A 15,933-nucleotide genomic window follows, 5' to 3' on the forward strand; every position below is an offset into this window, starting at 1 on the left:
TGTCAACTCCTCTCCTTCCAGGTTCGATAAAACCAATGTTTGACCCACTCCGCAGAGACGACATACAGTGCGATGATGCCGGCGATCCAGGGCAGCGCCGACGCCGGCGGCGGGGCGAACCCGAAAACCGTTGCGAGCGGCGAATAGGGCAAGGCGATGGCGACGACGATGACGAGCGCGCTCACGCCGAGCAGCAGCGGACCAGGGCGACTGCGAAAGAAGGGCAAGCGCGTGCGCAACACAAGGACGACGAGCAGCGCCGAAATCACGGACTCCAAGAACCAGCCGGTCTGGAACGAGGCCTCCGGCAGGCGCAGCCACCAGAGCAAGACGGCGAAGGTCATGTAATCGAAAATCGAGCTTAACGGGCCGAAAATCAGCATAAACCGGCGAATGAAGTCGATGTTCCAACGGTGCGGCGTCTGCACCCATGCATCATCCACATTGTCGGTGGAAATCGTCATCTCGGGCAGATCGGTGAGAAAGTTCAACAACAAGATTTGTTTTGGCAACAGAGGCAAATAGGGCAAGAAGAGCGAGGCGCCGGCCACGCTGAACATGTTTCCAAAATTGGCGCTCACCGCCATAAAGATGTATTTGAGCGTATTGGCGAATGTTTTGCGCCCTTCGACAATTCCTTCCGCCAAAACCGCCAGGTCTTGTTTGAGCAGAACAAAGTCGGCGGCCTCGCGCGCCACATCGACGGCGTTCGCCACGGAGATGCTCACATCGGCGCTGTGCAACGAAGGGGCGTCGTTGATGCCATCGCCCATGTAGCCAACGACATGACGCGTCTTTTTCAAGGCAAGGATGATGCGTTCTTTTTCGTTCGGATCCACTTCGGCGAAGATGTCGGTCTGTTCCGCCTGAACCCAGAGGGCTTCGTCGCGCAGCTGATCCAGGTCGGCGCTGGTCAGAATGACAGGGGCGGACCATCCCAGCGATTCGGCGATGTGACGCGCCGCCAGTTTGTTGTCGCCGGTGATGATCTTCAAACGCACCCCTAACGCTCTCAGCCGATCGATCGTCTCTTTGACGCCGGGTTTGGGCGGATCAAAGAAGAGCAAGAAGCCCAAGAGCGTCAGGTCGGCCTCATCCGAACGGTCATATGCAGTTTTAGGAGGCGCTATCTTTTCAGCCACGCCCAAGACGCGATACCCTTGTGCACTCCACGCCCAATAATTGTTGTGAATGGCCTGCGCGACGGCGGGCGTCAGCGTCGCCTGTGCTTCGGCGTCCATCACGTGCGTGCAAGCCGCCAGGACGCTTTCCAGGGCGCCCTTGCAGATGAGACGCCGCTGGCCCTGCTCTTCCACCACGACGCTCAGCCGCTTACGCGTGAAATCATACGGGATTTCATCAACTTTGACAGCCTCTGCGACAGGCGTCTCCACGGAAGCCAGGATGGCTTCGTCCAAAGGATTGGCGATGCCGGTCTGGAAATGCGCATTGAGCCAGGCGGCGCGGCGCACGCGCTCGGATTCCTCTCCCCGTATATCGTAGGCGTGATCGAGCCGGACGACGCCCAGGGTCAGGGTTCCTGTTTTGTCCGTGCACAAGATGTCCATGCTGCCGAAATTTTCAATGGAGGCGAGCCGGCGCACGATCACGCCGCGTTGCGCCATGCGCTGCGAGCCTCTGGCCAGATTGACGTTGATGATGGCCGGCAGCAGCTGTGGGGTCAAACCTACGGCCAGCGCCACGGAGAAAAGCAGCGAATCCAGGATCGGCTTCTGGAAAAAGACATTCAACGCAAAAATTGCGGCCACCATCACCAGCATGAACTCCGTCAGCAGGTAGCCCAGCCGCCGGATGCCCCGTTCAAACTCCGTTTCCGGCGGACGCAGCGTCAAGCGTTTGGCGATTTGGCCGAACACGGTGCGCGCGCCGGTCTCCACGATCAGCGCTTTGCCGCTGCCGCTGCGCACGCTTGTTCCCATGAAGATGCAGTTGACGCGGTCGGTTAAAGCTGCATCCGCCGGTGCGACGCCGGGTTTCTTCTCCACCGGGAACGTCTCACCGGTGAGCACCGCCTGATTGACAAAAAGGTCCTTGGCTTCGAGCACGACGCCGTCCGCAGGGATGAGGCTGCCGGCTGAAAGCAGGACTACGTCCCCGGGGACGATGGACTCGATGGAGAGGGTCTGGGGGCGATTGTCGCGCAAGACGGTGGCTTTGGCGTCGACCTGCGCTTTGAGTCGAGCGGCGGCGTTGCCGGCGTTGTATTCCTGGATGAAACTCAGGACGGCGCTGCCGAGCACAATGGCCAGGATGATGATCGCATCGGGCCAGTCCTGTACGAACGCCGAAATCACGGTGGCCACGATCAGGATGATGACAATCGAGCTTTTGAACTGACTCAGGAACAAGACAAGCGGGGTCATCTCCCGCTTTGCGACGATTGTATTCTTTCCGAAAGACTCCAGGCGACGGAGCGCTTCATCCTGACTCAGCCCGGACGGCGCACTCTGCAGCTGAGTAAAAAGCGATTCCGGCGCTTGCGACCAGTAGGGGTGTTGCGTGTCGTGAGAAATTTCCGACGCCATGAACGATTTCCATCGTCTCTGATTTGCAAACGCTTCTGATTTGCAAAGTAAGCTGTCATCTTCCAGACGCGTTCTGGAAGATGACGGCGAATATACGATTAAAACCAGGAGATTGGCAAGCAACGTTTTGGCATTAGTCCCGTTTCCGTCGATACGGCGTCGCAGGTAGTTTCGCCACTTCCTCTTTAGATAGCTTCAAGTAGATGACTTCTTCTTCGATCTTGGCGATCTCTGACACAGGGATGGTGACTTCTTTTGCGCCCCACAGGTGCCCTTCCCGCATGACGAGGTGTGAGATGCGGTTTGTGGCGGGATCCATCAGAAGTTCATCGACCTTGCCAACCGGCCCATCGCTGGCCCGCACCTGGACGCCGCGCCGCATAGAAATTTCACCCGCCGGGACTTGTTCTTCCACGCGTTCAACTTCATAAGGGATCGACATCGCCCCCGGGGCTCCGATAGTTCCGATGTAGTTCGCCGGCCAGTATAAGTAATAACTGCTGGCGCCTGTCGCTCCTTCTTCCAAATCATCGAGCGAGACGAAGCGCTCGATCACAAAATCATCCATGGTTTTCAGCTCCGCCGCAGAGCAGCGCAGCCAGATGCCGTGCGGAGTCGACTCCGTGATCATGCTGACCGGCACCAGCTTTTCCGCATGAGGAAATGCTTTTTCCGCCACAACAATGTGGGTGACTTCTTTATTTTCCGGATTCATGATCAGGCGCGTCGATTTCCCACAAAGCTCCTTCTCACAGAAAACGTCTACATTCAGCGGCAGGTCCATAAGATGCTCCTTTCATGATCTCAATAAGCTAAAAAACTACGGCAATGCTGAGGACTGATGTTCTTCGAGCGTTAGCAAGCCTGTGTGAATGGCAAAAACCCAGGTCGCAATGAGCCCGGATATGCTAACCACAATCATCAACATCAACACAGCGGAGACGCCCAGCGCAGATTGAAGCAACGGCAACGAAAACACCCCCAATGTTGCGCCGACTTTGGCGCTGGCTGCGGCGAAGCCGACGCCCGTTGCGCGCAATTGAGTGGGAAAAAGCTCTGCCGGCAGAATGTAGGTGGTGCTGTTCGGTGATTGGGAAGCGTCCATATCTTTTGCACTTTTCAAGCTTTCTGCGTTCTGGGTAGATACAGAATGAAAGTGGCGCCCTGGCCCGGCGCGCTTTGCACCTGGAGGTCGCCGCCGTGGGCGCGGGCAATCTCAAAGGCGATGGACAGCCCTAGTCCACTGTTGTCGCTGCTGCGCGCCGGATCTGCGCGGTAAAAACGATCGAAAATATGCGGCAAGTGCTCCGGCGGGATGCCTGGCCCGGCGTCGGCGATGACGGCCACAGCGTTCTCATCTTGAATCAAAGTTTTGATCGTCAGAGGGCTGCCAGGAGCATACACGATTGCATTGTCGAGCAGATTGGAAAAGAGCTGCAGCAAACGGTCGAAGTCCGCCTCCACCCACAACGGAGACGTGAGATCAAGCCTCAGATCGATTCCTGCCTCGCCAATGCGCGGTTCCATCTGTTCGCACAACGAGGCGATCAATTCGGATAGATCCAGCTTGGTGCGCGTCAGCTGCAAACGTCCACTGTCGCTGCGCGCCAACAACAGAAGATCGTTTGTCAGTCGACGCATGCGCTCCACTTCATCGTAGACGGAGGACAGCGTCTGCACATAGGCTTCGGGCGCGCGCGGCTGCGCCAATGCGACTTCGATCTCACCCATCACGATCGTCAGCGGAGTCCGCAGCTCGTGCGAGGCGTCCGAGACAAAACGGCGCTGTCGCTGGAAAGCGTCGTCCAGTCGCGCCAACATCTCATCAAAAGTTCGCGCCAGGCGGCCCACCTCATCGTCAGGGAGATTCAATGCCAGCCGTTGACTTAAATCCTGCGCGCTAATTTCCGCCGCTTTGCGCCGGATCGCGTCGATGGGCGCAAGGGTGCGCCCCGCCAGCCAATAGCCGCCGCCGATCCCGGCCCCAAGCATAAACGGCGCCCCCACCAGCAACAAGAACAGCAGCGCGTTCAACGCCTCTTCGACGCTTTCAAGCGAGCGCCCCACCTGCAAATAGGCGACCGTTTGCCCATGAAGCCGCACCGGCCAACTGAGCAGACGCAGCGTCTCGCCGGCGATTTGCTGGACGTCGCCTGTCGCCTCGCCGGTCGATTGCGTTGCGTCGCCGGCGACGACGTAGGTGTAGACGCCCCCCTCTGGTTGCAGCGTGCTGGCCAAAACGGGCGCGTCAACGGCGCCGATCTGATCCAGAATGCGACCGTCGGGCGCCACCAGACGGATCACGTCCTCGCGCGGGGTCGAACGTTGAGCGACAAGGTCGCCTTGCGCAAAGCCAAGACGCCCATCCTCTTGTTCGAGCATTCCCATGAACTGGGTGGCGCTCGCGCGCAGCGCATCGTCCAGGGCGTTCAACAACTGGATGCGCAAGGTGAAATAGAGATAAGCGCCAAACAGAAGCGTCACCGCCGCCGCAAGGGCGCCGGTCAACAACGCCATGCGCAGACGCAACGTTTTAATCATGGTTGGCGTCCGTCAATCGATAGCCCATGCCGCGCACCGTCTGAATCAATTTCAGGTTGAAAGGATCGTCGATCTTTTTGCGCAAATAGCGAATGTAAACATCTACGACGTTCGATTGATTGTAGAAATCATAGTCCCACACATGTTCGGCGATGACCGTCCTGCTCAGGGTCTGATTGGGATGACGCATCAGGAACTCCAGCAGCGCGAATTCTTTGGCCGTGAGCTCGATCGTGCGCCCTCCGCGCATCGCCTGGTGTGAAACCAGGTCCAAGACGAGATCGGCCACTTGCAGCCGCGTCGTCCGCTGCTCGCCGCCGCGGCGTTGCAGCGCTCGCAGCCTGGCCAACAGCTCACGGAAGGCAAAAGGCTTGACCAGGTAATCGTCGGCGCCGGCGTCCAGCCCGGCGACGCGATCCTCGATGTCGTCTTTGGCCGTCAACATTAAAATGTTGGCCCGGTTGCCCTCGGCGCGCAGACGGCGGCACAGCGTCACCCCATCCAACTTGGGCAACATGATGTCCAGAATGATCAGATCGTATGGGAAGGCCTGCGCCCAGGCCAGGCCTTCCTCACCGTCCCTCGCCACATCGACGGCGTAAGCGTTCTCCTCCAGACCGCGCTTCAAAAACGCAGCAATTTTTGGCTCGTCTTCCACCACCAGCACGCGCACCCGTCTCATTCCTCCCTATGGATTCTCCAAAGCACTCACTCTCCTCCGCCGCGCCGGACGCCGCCGACAATGCGACGGCGAGGGTCAGGCCGCTCGCCCCCAACCCTCGCCGTCGCTCATGCAATGCGCCTTAATGCACGCTCACCCGGCTGTGTCTTCCACTCCTGGCGTTTCAGCATGGTCGTCAGGCTGACCGTCATGTTCTTCCTGAACATTGTCGTGATCCGCCGCCTCGCGCTCCTCTTGGCTATCGTCGGCCTCTTCCAGCTCGGTTTGCTCCTCAGCCGCCGACGTCTCCTCGTCGTCCTCGCCGCTCTCTACGAAAAGGATGGCTCCGGTGCCGGCGTCGACCTTGACATCTTTGCCGTTGTTCAGCTCCACGCTGTAGACAAGAGAGCCGTTCTCATTGTCAAGCTCGCTCTTGACGACTTGAGCGCCTGGATGGGCGGCGAGGGCCGCCGCTTCGGCGTCGGCGGCGCTGATCTTCGCCCACGACTGCAGCTGCGCCGCTTCCTCCGCTTCACTCAGTTCCGCTCCCTGTTCCGCAACCGGGATGCTGCCGGTGTACTTCGGCGTCTGCATCTCCGTCTTCGTCTCCACCGGAGCGGCGACGTTCCCGGTCGGCTGTTGACTCGACAAGCGGCCGTTGCTGGCCAGCGCAGTAGCCCCTCCTACACCGCCGAGCAGCAGAAGGGCCGCCGCAGCGCCGACGAACAATTTGTGTTGCATGGTGCTTTTCATGATGGTACCTCCGATTGACTTGTTTGAAAACTTCTCGACATTCTTCGCTTAGACTCGCCGGCTCGTTCATCGCCAGCTTGTCTATAGCATGGGACGCGCCGATGAGCTTTCGATGAAGTCAATCTGAGATTTTTCTAATGCGCCATCTGCTGCGTTTGAGAGCAGTCCAAATTCATCAACGCCATCGCTTCGGCCAACGTCGGCTGCGACTCCACGCCGCCCGCTGCGCGCGTTGACGCCGAGCCGCAGGCGACGGCGAAGGCCAGGGCGCGCGCCAGCGGCCAGCCGGCCAGATGTCCGTAAACGAAGCCTGCGTTGAAGGAGTCGCCGGCGCCGGTGGCGTCGACGACCTGAACCTTGGGTGCAGAGACCTCGACGACTTGCTGCCCGCGCTGCGCCGCCGCCCCTTCTCCGCCGCGCTTGACCGCCACGATCGGTGTGCGCGCCGCCAGCTGCGCCAGCGCGGTTCGCCAATCCTCGCAGCGTGCGATTGCCTTAAGTTCCGTTTCGTTGGGCAGAAAGATGTCGGCGTGCGCCAGCGCCTCGTCAATGCCGCCCGCCCACTGTTCGGTGGGGTCGTAGTTGGTGTCGAGCGAGACGGTGAGGCCATGCGCCTTCGCCTCGGCGAACAGGCGAGGAATGTGCGGCCGCAGCGCATTCAGCATGTAAAAGCTGCCCAGATGCAGATGTCGGGCCTGCGCCACGATCTCCATGGCGATGTCGGCGGAGTGCAGCGTAGCCAGCGTGCCGAGATAGGTGAGCATGGCGCGGTCCGCCCCGCGCGAAAGCACGGTGGTGAGACCGGTCTTCACCGTCTGGTCTCGGCGCACGCCGGCGACGTCGATCCCGCGCGCCGTCAAGGCGTCGAGCAGAAAGTCGCCGATGGGGTCGCAGCCCACTTTGCCGACAAAGGCCACGCGCAGCCCCAATCGCGCGGCGCCGCAGGCAAAGATAGCCGTCGAGCCGCCGACGGTGAGCGTGGCGTCGTCGATCACTTTTTCGACCTGACCGAAGACGGGCGTCACGTCGCCGGAGAGAATCAGGTCGCCGTTGAGGTCGCCGACGGCGACGACGTCAAACTTTTTCATATCCTCCATCCTAAATAAGGGGCCTGCGCCGCCAGCAAATCATCGGCCAGCGCAACGGCCTGATCGATCGAATGCACATAGCCGTCGAGAACCAAAGCCTGCACAAACTTTTCCCGGCTCTGCTCCAGCGCAGCGTCCACGATGGTCTCAACCCACTGATAACGCGTCGCCAGGACGCCGGCCAGCGCCGGCGGCAGCGGCGGCTGCTGCAACGCGCGCACCCCAAACGCGTCCGCCAGGGCCGGTCCTTCGACGATGGCGTCTTTGGGCAACGAGGGCGCCTGTCCGGAGTTGGGGAGATTGGCTGAAACCACCATTCCGGCGTTGGTGCGCACAGCGCGGATGATGTCCATCACCTGTTCATGTTCGCCGCTGAAACGGGCGAGATAGGTCGGAGGCAGCGGCGCATCCTCCAGCGCGACGACGCGCATTTCGGCGAAGGCGCGGTCGCCGTCGGCGATGGTTCCCTCAAAGCTGAAGGCGTCAACCCCTAGATGCTTATGCCAGTACGCGCCGTCACGGAAGAATTGCGGGAAAAATTCGGTCACATGACGGTCCAACGGGGCGGGAAACGCGCCGAACCAGTGCATCAATCGCCAGGAAAAGGGGTGATCTTCCGGCGATTCGTAGGGGCTGTCGCTCGACGGCAGCGGCTCGGGCGGTCGCGCTGCGCGCTCGGCGGCGATCGCGCGCAGCCTCGGCATGGCGTCCTCCTCCCCGACCCACACCTGCGTAAACCAGGTGAGATGGTTGATGCCCGTGGCGATGTAACGCAGCTGCTCCGCCGGCGCATTCAGGACGCGCGCCAGATAGCGCGCCGTCTCCATCACGCCGTGGCAAAGGCCGACGACAGGCGCTCCGGTCGCCTTGTGAATTGCGCGACAGATCGGCGCCATTGGGTTGCTATAGTTGAAAAAGAGCGCATTCGGCGCCAGGTCGAGCACATCGCGCGCAATGGCGACCATGGCGGGAATCATGCGCAACGCACGGGAGGAGCCGCCCGGGCCGACCGTGTCGCCCACGGGAGCGTAAATCCCATAGCGCCGGGGGATGAAAACGTCTTGCTCCCAGGCCCGGCGCCCTCCTACGCCGACGGTGCAGATGACGGCGGTGGCGCCCGGCAACGCTGCGCGGCGATCCGGCGTTGCGCACAGATGCAACGGCGCTCCGGCTGCGTCCGTCATTTTCTGCGCCAGACGCAGGGCAACGCGAAGCGCGTCAGGATTCGGATCGACCAGGATGACTTCGGCCGATTCGCCCAACCGGATCAGATCTGCAATCAATCCCGCGGTGAAGACTGCGCTCCCCGCGCCGACAAGGACAATGCGTTCGTTCATGAGGGCTCCTGAGCTATTTCATGCCGGTGAGCGCCACCCCGCGCACGATCCAGCGTTGGAAGAAGATATAGACCACCAGAATCGGCAGCAAAACGAGGATCGAAGCCGCCATCGTCAGATCGTAGCGCTGACCGTGCTGGGAAGTGTACCACGTAAGCAGCAACGGCAGCGTGCGCCGCTCGTGCGTGGTGATCACGATCAGGGGCCAGAGATAGTCGTTCCAGGTCGCCATAAAGGTGAAGATGCCCAGCGTCGCCAGCGGCGCGCCGAGGTTCGGCATCACCACGCGGCGATAGAGGGTGAACTCTCCGGCGCCGTCGATGCGGGCGGCGTCCAGGAGATCGTTCGGAAACGTGGAAATGAATTGACGCATCAGGAAAATGCCAAAGGCATCGACCATCGATGGAATGATCAAGCCCCAAAGCGTGTCGATCAGGCGCAGTTGCACCAGGATCAGATAGGCCGGAATCATCACGACCTGGAAGGGGATCATCAATTGCACCAGGATGAAGCCAAAGAGCAGATTTTTGCCGCGGAAGGTGTACTTGGCGAAAATATAGCCTGCCAGCGAGCTGGTGAACAGCGTGATCAGCACGCGGCTGATGGCGACGAAGGCGCTGTTGAAGTAAAAGCGCGCCAGCGGCACCTTGGGGTCGGTGAAGATGGTGCGATAACTGTCAAGCGTCCAGCGCTCCGGGAAGAAGGTCGGCGGGATGCGCACGATCTCGCTGGCCGGCTTGAGTGAAGTCAACAGAATCCAAATAAAAGGCACCAGCGTCACCGCCAGGCCGAGCAACAAGATGGCGTAGACGAGCAGACATACAAGTGGTCGCGCGCTGCGCCGTCGGTGAGGCGTCTGTTGGGACGAAGAGGCGGCGAGTTGAACGGCGCTCATGGTTCAATACTCCCAGTCGGTGCGCAGGATGCGGAATTGCACCAGCGTCACAATCAACACCATGGCGAACAGGACAAGCGACATCGAGGCTGCCCAGCCCATCGCCTGATAACGAAAGGCGTTTTCGTAAATTTCCATCGTCAACGAGCGCGTTTGATTTTGCGGGCCGCCGCCGGTCATCACCTGAAAAATGACGAAGACCTGGAAGGACGAAATCATCGTCAGCGTGCAGACGAGGAGCAGCGTCGGACGCAACAAGGGGATCGTGATGTGAAAAAACTCCGACCAGCCGGTGGCGCCGTCGATGTGCGCGGCGTCGCGCAGCTCGTGGGGGATGCCCTGCAACGCGGCGATGAAGATCACCAGATTGTAGCCGAAATCCATCCAGACGTAGGCGATGATGACTGCGATCATCGCCAGCGGCACGCCAAACACAAACGCGCTCGGGTCGGTGAGCCAGGCCTTGGGGGGCGTCAGCCCGATCAGCTTGATGAAGTTGTTGAGCAGCCCCTGTTGAGGGTGATAGACATAGCCCCACATGATCGCCACCGCCACCGCCGAGCTGACCGTCGGCAGAAAGTAGATGGCGCGAAACAGCCCCTTGACGCGGTTGTGCACGCTTTCGACCAACACCGCCAGCGGCAACGTGATCGCCAGGTTCACGACCAGCACCAAAAAGGCGAAGATCAGCGTGTTTTTCACGGAGATGCGAAAGATCTGCCCGGCCCGAGTGTCGGCGAACATGGCTGCAAAATTGTCCAGCCCGATGAATGGATTGCGTCCCCCCAGGCCAAGCGGTCCGTCGCCGACGCGCACCGGCGAATAATTGAAGAAACTCAGCACCACCACCCAAACCATGGGGAACAAAGCAAAAACGCCGAGATAAAGAAAAATCGGGATCAACGACCCCCAAACAAAAACGCGCTGCCCCGGCCGCAGTCCGGATCGCTCCTTACGCGGCTCGCCTGCGTGTCTTGCCATCACTGCTTGCGTCATGCTGCGCTTCCTTGCCGGATCAACCAAGCGGCCTTCGTTCAAAGACTCACCGCAGAGGCGCTGAGTGCGCAAGGCTTAGCGCCCCTGCGCCTCTGCGTGAAAGAACAAACAGGGTCGTTTACTGGGCTGCGTCGACCATCTCATTGGCCTGGGCGTGGATCGTCTGCGCCGCCTGCTCCGCCGTCATGCTCCCTTGCAGCGCCTGCAAGATCGCCGGGTAGATGATCTCGTAGAAAAGCTTGTCGCGATCGGTGAGATCGCCGATGTAGCGCCCATAGGGCAGCAGCTTGAAGGTCGGTTCGATCCAGGGCGCCTTTTCCAACACAGGCTGCGGATTCTCCACCAGCGCCTTCAAGGCCGGGATCGTGCCGGTCACGCCGTTGAAAGTGATGGCATTCTCTTGCTCGGCGGTCATGAAGCGGACCAACTTCCAGGCGGCTTCCTGGTGTTTGCTGTTGACGGAGACCACCTTGCCCCAACCGGAGTCGGCGGCGTATTTTCGCTCGGTTCCAAAGAGCACCGGCGTATTGACGTAATCGAATTTGAAGTCCGGATAGTTGACAAGCCCCTGTCCGGCCGCCCAGGAGCCGATGAAGCTGGCCGCGACGACGCCCGCAAAGAAGCCATCGTAAGGTGGATTGCTCTCTGCGTTGAACAGCACCGGATCGACCAGCTTATCCTTCTGCACCATGTCCATCATCAGTTGGATGGTGGCGATGGCCTCCGGCGTGTCGAAGGTGAAATGCTTGCCGTCTTCGGCGAAGTAACTGCCGCCCTGTTCGAGAATGCCTTCGAGCAACAGGAAGGGCAGTCCGTCGCCGCCGATGAAGTGAAAGCCGGCGCGCACCATGATGTCGCCGTCGAATTCGCTGAGGCGCGACGCCTGTTCACGCAGTTCGTCCATGGTGTTCCATACAGGCGGATAGGGGACGTCCTTTCCCTCGAAAAGCGCAGGGTTGACCAGCGCGCCGCCGACTTCGAGGTTGAACTCATTCGGAAGGCCGTAGAGCTTGCCGTCGCAGTAATAGCCGTTCAGCGGCGCCTCGAAGAAAAGCTCCTGCGCCTCCGCATAGCTCATCACGTCCAGCGGTGTTTCGGCCAGCCGTCCACCCCTGGCGTAAGAGCACACCCAGGTTCCGAACATTTCGATGACGTCCGCCTCTGTGCCCGCCTGCATCGAGGTCTGCAAGGCCTGGATGAACTGGTCATACTCGAATTGCTCGTATTTGACTTCAATGTCGGGGTTCGCCTCCATGAACTTTGCAATCACCGTCTCATTGGCCTGAATGAACGAGGGATTCTGATGGGACCAGAGGCGAAGTGTGATTTTGCCTTCGCCAGCTCCTCCAGGGGCAGCCGCAGGCGCGCCGCAAGCCGCCGCCAGCAAAGCGATCACGATGAGCAGAGCGAAAATCTTGCGTTGCATGTTGTCTTCCTCCTCCAGAAGAAAAATGGACGACTTACTCCAAAACAACAACGGCATCCAGATGCTCCGGCCGGTCTGGATTCAATCCCTTGGCCAGCGACCGCCCCAGCGCCAGAATTTGGCCAAAGGGCAGATAGAGCGGTGCGCTGGCAATTGCACTGAATGCACTGCCGAAAGCGACGTCCACCTGATGGGCGCCGATGCTCAGCGTGCGCCCGCCCAGCGCAGCCATCTCTGCAAGGACGGTGTGGTCATCGTCGCGGCGCTCCTCGGAAACCAGCCCCACCACCAGGGCGGTGGGCGTGATCATCGACTTGGGCCCGTGGCGGAATTCCATAAAATAGAACGGCTCGCTGTGGCTGAGCGTCATCTCCTTCATTTTCAGGCTCAGCTCACAGGCCAGTCCATAGCGCAGGCCCGAGCCCAGGAAGTAGAAACGATCGAGGCTCAGGTCTGCGCCCAGTTGCTCTAGCGCAGGAGCGTGTTTCGCCAAGAGCGGCGCCAGCGCGTCCGGCAGGCGATGCAGCTCGTCCAAGAGCGCGGCGTCGTCCGCCCACAGCGCAGCCAGCGCCAACGTCGCCACATAGAGGCCGGTGAAGGCGCGCGTCTGCGCCACACTCTCTTCCTGAATCGATGGGAAGACCAGGTTGAGGTCGCCAAGATTTGTCAGCGCGCGGCCTGGATAACAGCTCAAGGTCAGGATGGCTCCCTCGCCGTTGCGACGGAACGCTTCGCATGCGCGCAGCGTCTCCGTCGTCTCGCCGGAGCGGCTGACCGCCACGAGCAAGGTGCGCTCTGCAGGCGGCAGAGCGAACGGGTTGCGCCAAACTTCCGAGGCCGGCAGCCCGCAGGCGCGCACGCCGGCCACGCGCTGCAGCGCCGCCGCCGCCGCCAGCGAGAGATAATAGGTCGAACCGCAGCCGATGAAGACGACCTGGTCAAAGCGCCCGGAGGTGTAAAGCGTGCGCGCCGCCTGCTGTTCGGCGTTGAGCGCAGAGAGCACCCCGCGCCACGCTTCTGGCTGGGAAAAAATTTCCTGGCGAGTGTGAACCCCGAAAGAGGTGGAAAGGTCTGTCATGGAAAAAATCCTTCTCGTTTGTATGTTTGATGAGTGCGATTCACAAAATTCGTCATCGATGCATCACGCGATGCGCACGTCGATCCCGCGCTCGCGCAACGACTGCACGATCTCCTTCGGCGCAGCAGCGTCGGTTACGAGGATGTCCACCACGTCGAGCGGCGCCACGAAGACGGTCGAGACCCGCCCAAGCTTGGTGTGGTCGGCCACCACGATCACCTCGTTGCCGATGCGCAGAATTTCGCGGTCGACTAGGCTCTCTTCGAGCGCGTTGTTGGTCAGCCCCTGTTCGAGATCGATGGCGCGCACGCCAAAGATGACCTTGAGCGCGCGGAGCTCGGCCAGCGCGCGCAACGTCAATGCGCCCACCAGCGAACTTTCGCTGGCGCGCAGCACGCCGCCCAACACCACCACCTCCACGCCCGGCGCGCCCGCCAGCGCGTTGACCACCAGCAGCGAGTTGGTGAAGACGGTCAAATTGCGCCGCTCGCGCAGCTGATGCGCCACCTCCATCACTGTGGTGCCGCTGCTGAGAAAGAGGGTCTCCCCATCTTTGACCAGCGACGCAGCCAGCGCAGCGATGCGTTTTTTCTCATCGGCCTGCTCCAGCGCGCGCTGCATCACCGGCGGCTCCGGCGGCGCACGGCGCACGGCGATGGCGCCGCCGTGCACGCGGCGCACCTTGCCTTCACTGGCCAGCGCGTCCAGGTCGCGCCGCGCCGTGGCCGGGCTGACCGCAAAGCGCTCCGTGATCTCCGGCACGGTCACGCGCTGCCGCGCCTCGATCCACTCCAGCAGCAGCCGTTGACGCTCCAGTGCTGATTCTGCGATAGGCTCCTGCATCTTGACACCGTGGAACACCGATAAGATCGCAAGTAATCATTAAACAATCATGAACACTCATACTGTACTGCGAAAAGTTTGACTTGTCAATCGTTTTTTTACGCAATAAAAAAGGGGTTCGGTTGTAGTACACCGAACCCCTCGAAAAATAGGAGCCGTAAATAGAGGTTTACCGTGAATAGCGGTTTACATCGGTGCGGCGACGATTCCGGAGCGGACCAGTTGGTCGCGCAGCGCGGCGCGGGCGCGACTGAGGCGAGACTTGACCGTGCCCAGCGGCAGCCCCAAGATTTCAGCTGCTTCGGCGTAGTCGCACCCATGCACGTCGACCAACATCACGACGTCGCGATGGTAGGAAGGCAGCGCCTCGATCGCCGACAGCAGGAGCCGCATGCCCTCGTTCTGCAGCACAAGCGTCTCCGGGTCTTCATCCATATAATGCGAAATCGCCTCTTCCGCCGGCAGGTAGTCCAATCCGGCGCGCTCGGTCAGCTCGTCCAGGCTGACGGAGGCGCGCCGGCGCTGCTGGCGCAGATGATCGTAGCAGGTGTTGGTGACGATGCGCAGAAACCAGGAGCGAAAGTTGCCTTCTTGAAAGCGCGCCATCGCCCGATGCGCCTTGATCATCGCCTCCTGCACGGCGTCGGCGGCGGCTTCTTCGGTGTGCAAAATCTGCTGCGCCACGCGCTCCGCCGCCGCGCGGTACAGGTCGATCAAGCTGCCGAAGGCGCGCTCATCTCCGCGGCGGGCAGCCTGGATGGCTCGATCATGGTCGGAAAGGTGTTGACTCGGCGCAGGCTCCCACGTCAATGTCGCCGCACCGGTGGGTTGGGGCGACAGCGCATAGAGCGCCGAGGTCGCCGTGGTGACACGGTAGGTCATGGTCTTTCCTTTCTGTGCAACTGCGCAAAATACGCAATTCAAAGACCATGATACCCAAGGAAGATTAGGGGAACTTGAAAATTTTAAGACCGAAATCGGACCGTTTTCGTACGCTCATCAGGCTTCCAGCATGTAGCCGTAGCCGCGCACGGTGTGGATAAAACGGGGATTCTCGTCGCCGTCCGGCTCGATGCGGCTGCGCACGCGGCTGACCATGCGATCGATGTTGGCGTCATAGACGTCGCCCTGCGCCTCGGGCCAAACGGCCTGGGCGATTTCATCTTTGCTGACCACGCGGCCGCGATTCTGATAGAGGAACCAGAGCAGATCGAATTGCTTGGCGCTGAGCGGCGGATCGAGCAGCACGCCGTCGATGTACACCTGGCGCGTAGCGATGTCCACGCGCAACCCCGGCTCGCCGACGGCGAACAGCGCCGGCGCCGTCACCGTGGCGGCGGGGTCGTAGAAACGGAAGCGCGTCGAGGCGAACTGCACCTCTACGCCGTCCGTCAGCCAGGCAGAGCCGCCCGGCTCCAACCGTCTGCCGTCGACAAAAACGCCGTTTTTGCTGTGCAGGTCGCGCACCTGATAGCCTTGCTCCAGGCGCAGAATCTCGGCGTGCCGTCGCGACGCGTAAGGGTCCTCGAGCCGCACGCCTGCCTCCATCGCGCGGCCGACCGTCGTCACTTCCTCACAGAGCTCAATTTCCTGTCCGGCCATCGGGCCGTTCAGGCAGACCAGTCGTCCATGCCTGCTCACCCTGCGCTCCTTTAGCCGCCTCTTCGCTCAGTGTGCTATACTCGTTTGCAAGCTGTTGCATGACGCGGCGAACTTTCTGCGCGCCGCCGTTCGTTGAAACTATAGCAGCATGCAGGGGCGAGTTGCAA

At 60.8% G+C, this 15,933-nt stretch carries 15 protein-coding genes; all 15 read right to left on the reverse strand.

From position 1 onward, the window contains the following. Nucleotides 1–2: 2 nt before the first annotated feature. The 15 genes from mgtA to Q0367_RS15385 all read right to left on the reverse strand — a co-directional run bounded on the left by mgtA (nucleotide 3) and on the right by Q0367_RS15385 (nucleotide 15,805). Nucleotides 3–2,546, reverse strand: coding sequence for a magnesium-translocating P-type ATPase (mgtA, locus tag Q0367_RS15315; protein WP_298983270.1), 2,544 nt, complete (start codon nucleotides 2,544–2,546; stop codon nucleotides 3–5). A gap of 133 nt (nucleotides 2,547–2,679) precedes the next feature. Next, the gene (locus Q0367_RS15320) at nucleotides 2,680–3,330 is read right to left on the reverse strand and encodes a PRC-barrel domain-containing protein (RefSeq protein ID WP_298983272.1); all 651 of its coding nucleotides are present in this window, start codon (nucleotides 3,328–3,330) and stop codon (nucleotides 2,680–2,682) included. A gap of 36 nt (nucleotides 3,331–3,366) precedes the next feature. Beyond that, complete coding sequence (locus tag Q0367_RS15325) at nucleotides 3,367–3,651, reverse strand: MFS transporter (protein ID WP_298983274.1); 285 nt, start codon at nucleotides 3,649–3,651, stop codon at nucleotides 3,367–3,369. A 14-nt stretch (nucleotides 3,652–3,665) separates the two neighbouring features. Further along, on the reverse strand, nucleotides 3,666–5,087 hold the full coding sequence (locus Q0367_RS15330) for a cell wall metabolism sensor histidine kinase WalK (protein ID WP_298983277.1): 1,422 nt from the start codon (nucleotides 5,085–5,087) through the stop codon (nucleotides 3,666–3,668). Further along, nucleotides 5,080–5,760, reverse strand: coding sequence for a two-component system response regulator RppA (rppA, locus tag Q0367_RS15335; protein ID WP_308446299.1), 681 nt, complete (start codon nucleotides 5,758–5,760; stop codon nucleotides 5,080–5,082). The genes Q0367_RS15330 and rppA overlap by 8 nt, the downstream gene beginning before the upstream one ends. A gap of 141 nt (nucleotides 5,761–5,901) precedes the next feature. Then, complete coding sequence (locus tag Q0367_RS15340) at nucleotides 5,902–6,489, reverse strand: PepSY domain-containing protein (RefSeq protein WP_297632898.1); 588 nt, start codon at nucleotides 6,487–6,489, stop codon at nucleotides 5,902–5,904. A 146-nt stretch (nucleotides 6,490–6,635) separates the two neighbouring features. Beyond that, nucleotides 6,636–7,589, reverse strand: coding sequence for a carbohydrate kinase family protein (locus tag Q0367_RS15345; RefSeq protein WP_297632901.1), 954 nt, complete (start codon nucleotides 7,587–7,589; stop codon nucleotides 6,636–6,638). Beyond that, nucleotides 7,586–8,926 carry a hypothetical protein gene (locus tag Q0367_RS15350; RefSeq protein ID WP_297632904.1) on the reverse strand — a complete coding sequence of 447 codons (1,341 nt, stop codon included), beginning with the start codon at nucleotides 8,924–8,926 and terminating at the stop codon, nucleotides 7,586–7,588. Before Q0367_RS15350 ends, Q0367_RS15345 begins: the two co-directional genes overlap by 4 nt. Nucleotides 8,927–8,939: 13 nt before the next feature. Continuing rightward, on the reverse strand, nucleotides 8,940–9,821 hold the full coding sequence (locus Q0367_RS15355; RefSeq protein ID WP_298983285.1) for a carbohydrate ABC transporter permease: 882 nt from the start codon (nucleotides 9,819–9,821) through the stop codon (nucleotides 8,940–8,942). A gap of 3 nt (nucleotides 9,822–9,824) precedes the next feature. Beyond that, nucleotides 9,825–10,817 carry a carbohydrate ABC transporter permease gene (locus Q0367_RS15360; protein ID WP_298983289.1) on the reverse strand — a complete coding sequence of 331 codons (993 nt, stop codon included), beginning with the start codon at nucleotides 10,815–10,817 and terminating at the stop codon, nucleotides 9,825–9,827. Nucleotides 10,818–10,935: 118 nt separating this feature from the next. Further along, complete coding sequence (locus Q0367_RS15365) at nucleotides 10,936–12,243, reverse strand: extracellular solute-binding protein (protein WP_297632913.1); 1,308 nt, start codon at nucleotides 12,241–12,243, stop codon at nucleotides 10,936–10,938. 34 nt (nucleotides 12,244–12,277) lie between these two features. After that, a complete protein-coding gene (locus Q0367_RS15370; protein ID WP_298983291.1) occupies nucleotides 12,278–13,321 on the reverse strand; it encodes an SIS domain-containing protein in 1,044 nt (347 codons plus the stop codon). A gap of 63 nt (nucleotides 13,322–13,384) precedes the next feature. Beyond that, the gene (locus tag Q0367_RS15375) at nucleotides 13,385–14,164 is read right to left on the reverse strand and encodes a DeoR/GlpR family DNA-binding transcription regulator (protein WP_297632919.1); all 780 of its coding nucleotides are present in this window, start codon (nucleotides 14,162–14,164) and stop codon (nucleotides 13,385–13,387) included. Between the two features lie 186 nt (nucleotides 14,165–14,350). Further along, entirely contained in the window at nucleotides 14,351–15,046 is a 696-nt protein-coding gene (locus Q0367_RS15380; RefSeq protein WP_297632922.1) for an RNA polymerase sigma factor, read from the reverse strand. 117 nt (nucleotides 15,047–15,163) lie between these two features. After that, nucleotides 15,164–15,805, reverse strand: a complete 642-nt coding sequence (locus Q0367_RS15385) for a winged helix-turn-helix domain-containing protein (RefSeq protein ID WP_297632925.1) — start codon at nucleotides 15,803–15,805, stop codon at nucleotides 15,164–15,166. Nucleotides 15,806–15,933: the final 128 nt, after the last annotated feature.

This window comes from uncultured Caldilinea sp. (assembly GCF_937128415.1).
GTDB lineage: Bacteria > Chloroflexota > Anaerolineae > Caldilineales > Caldilineaceae > Caldilinea.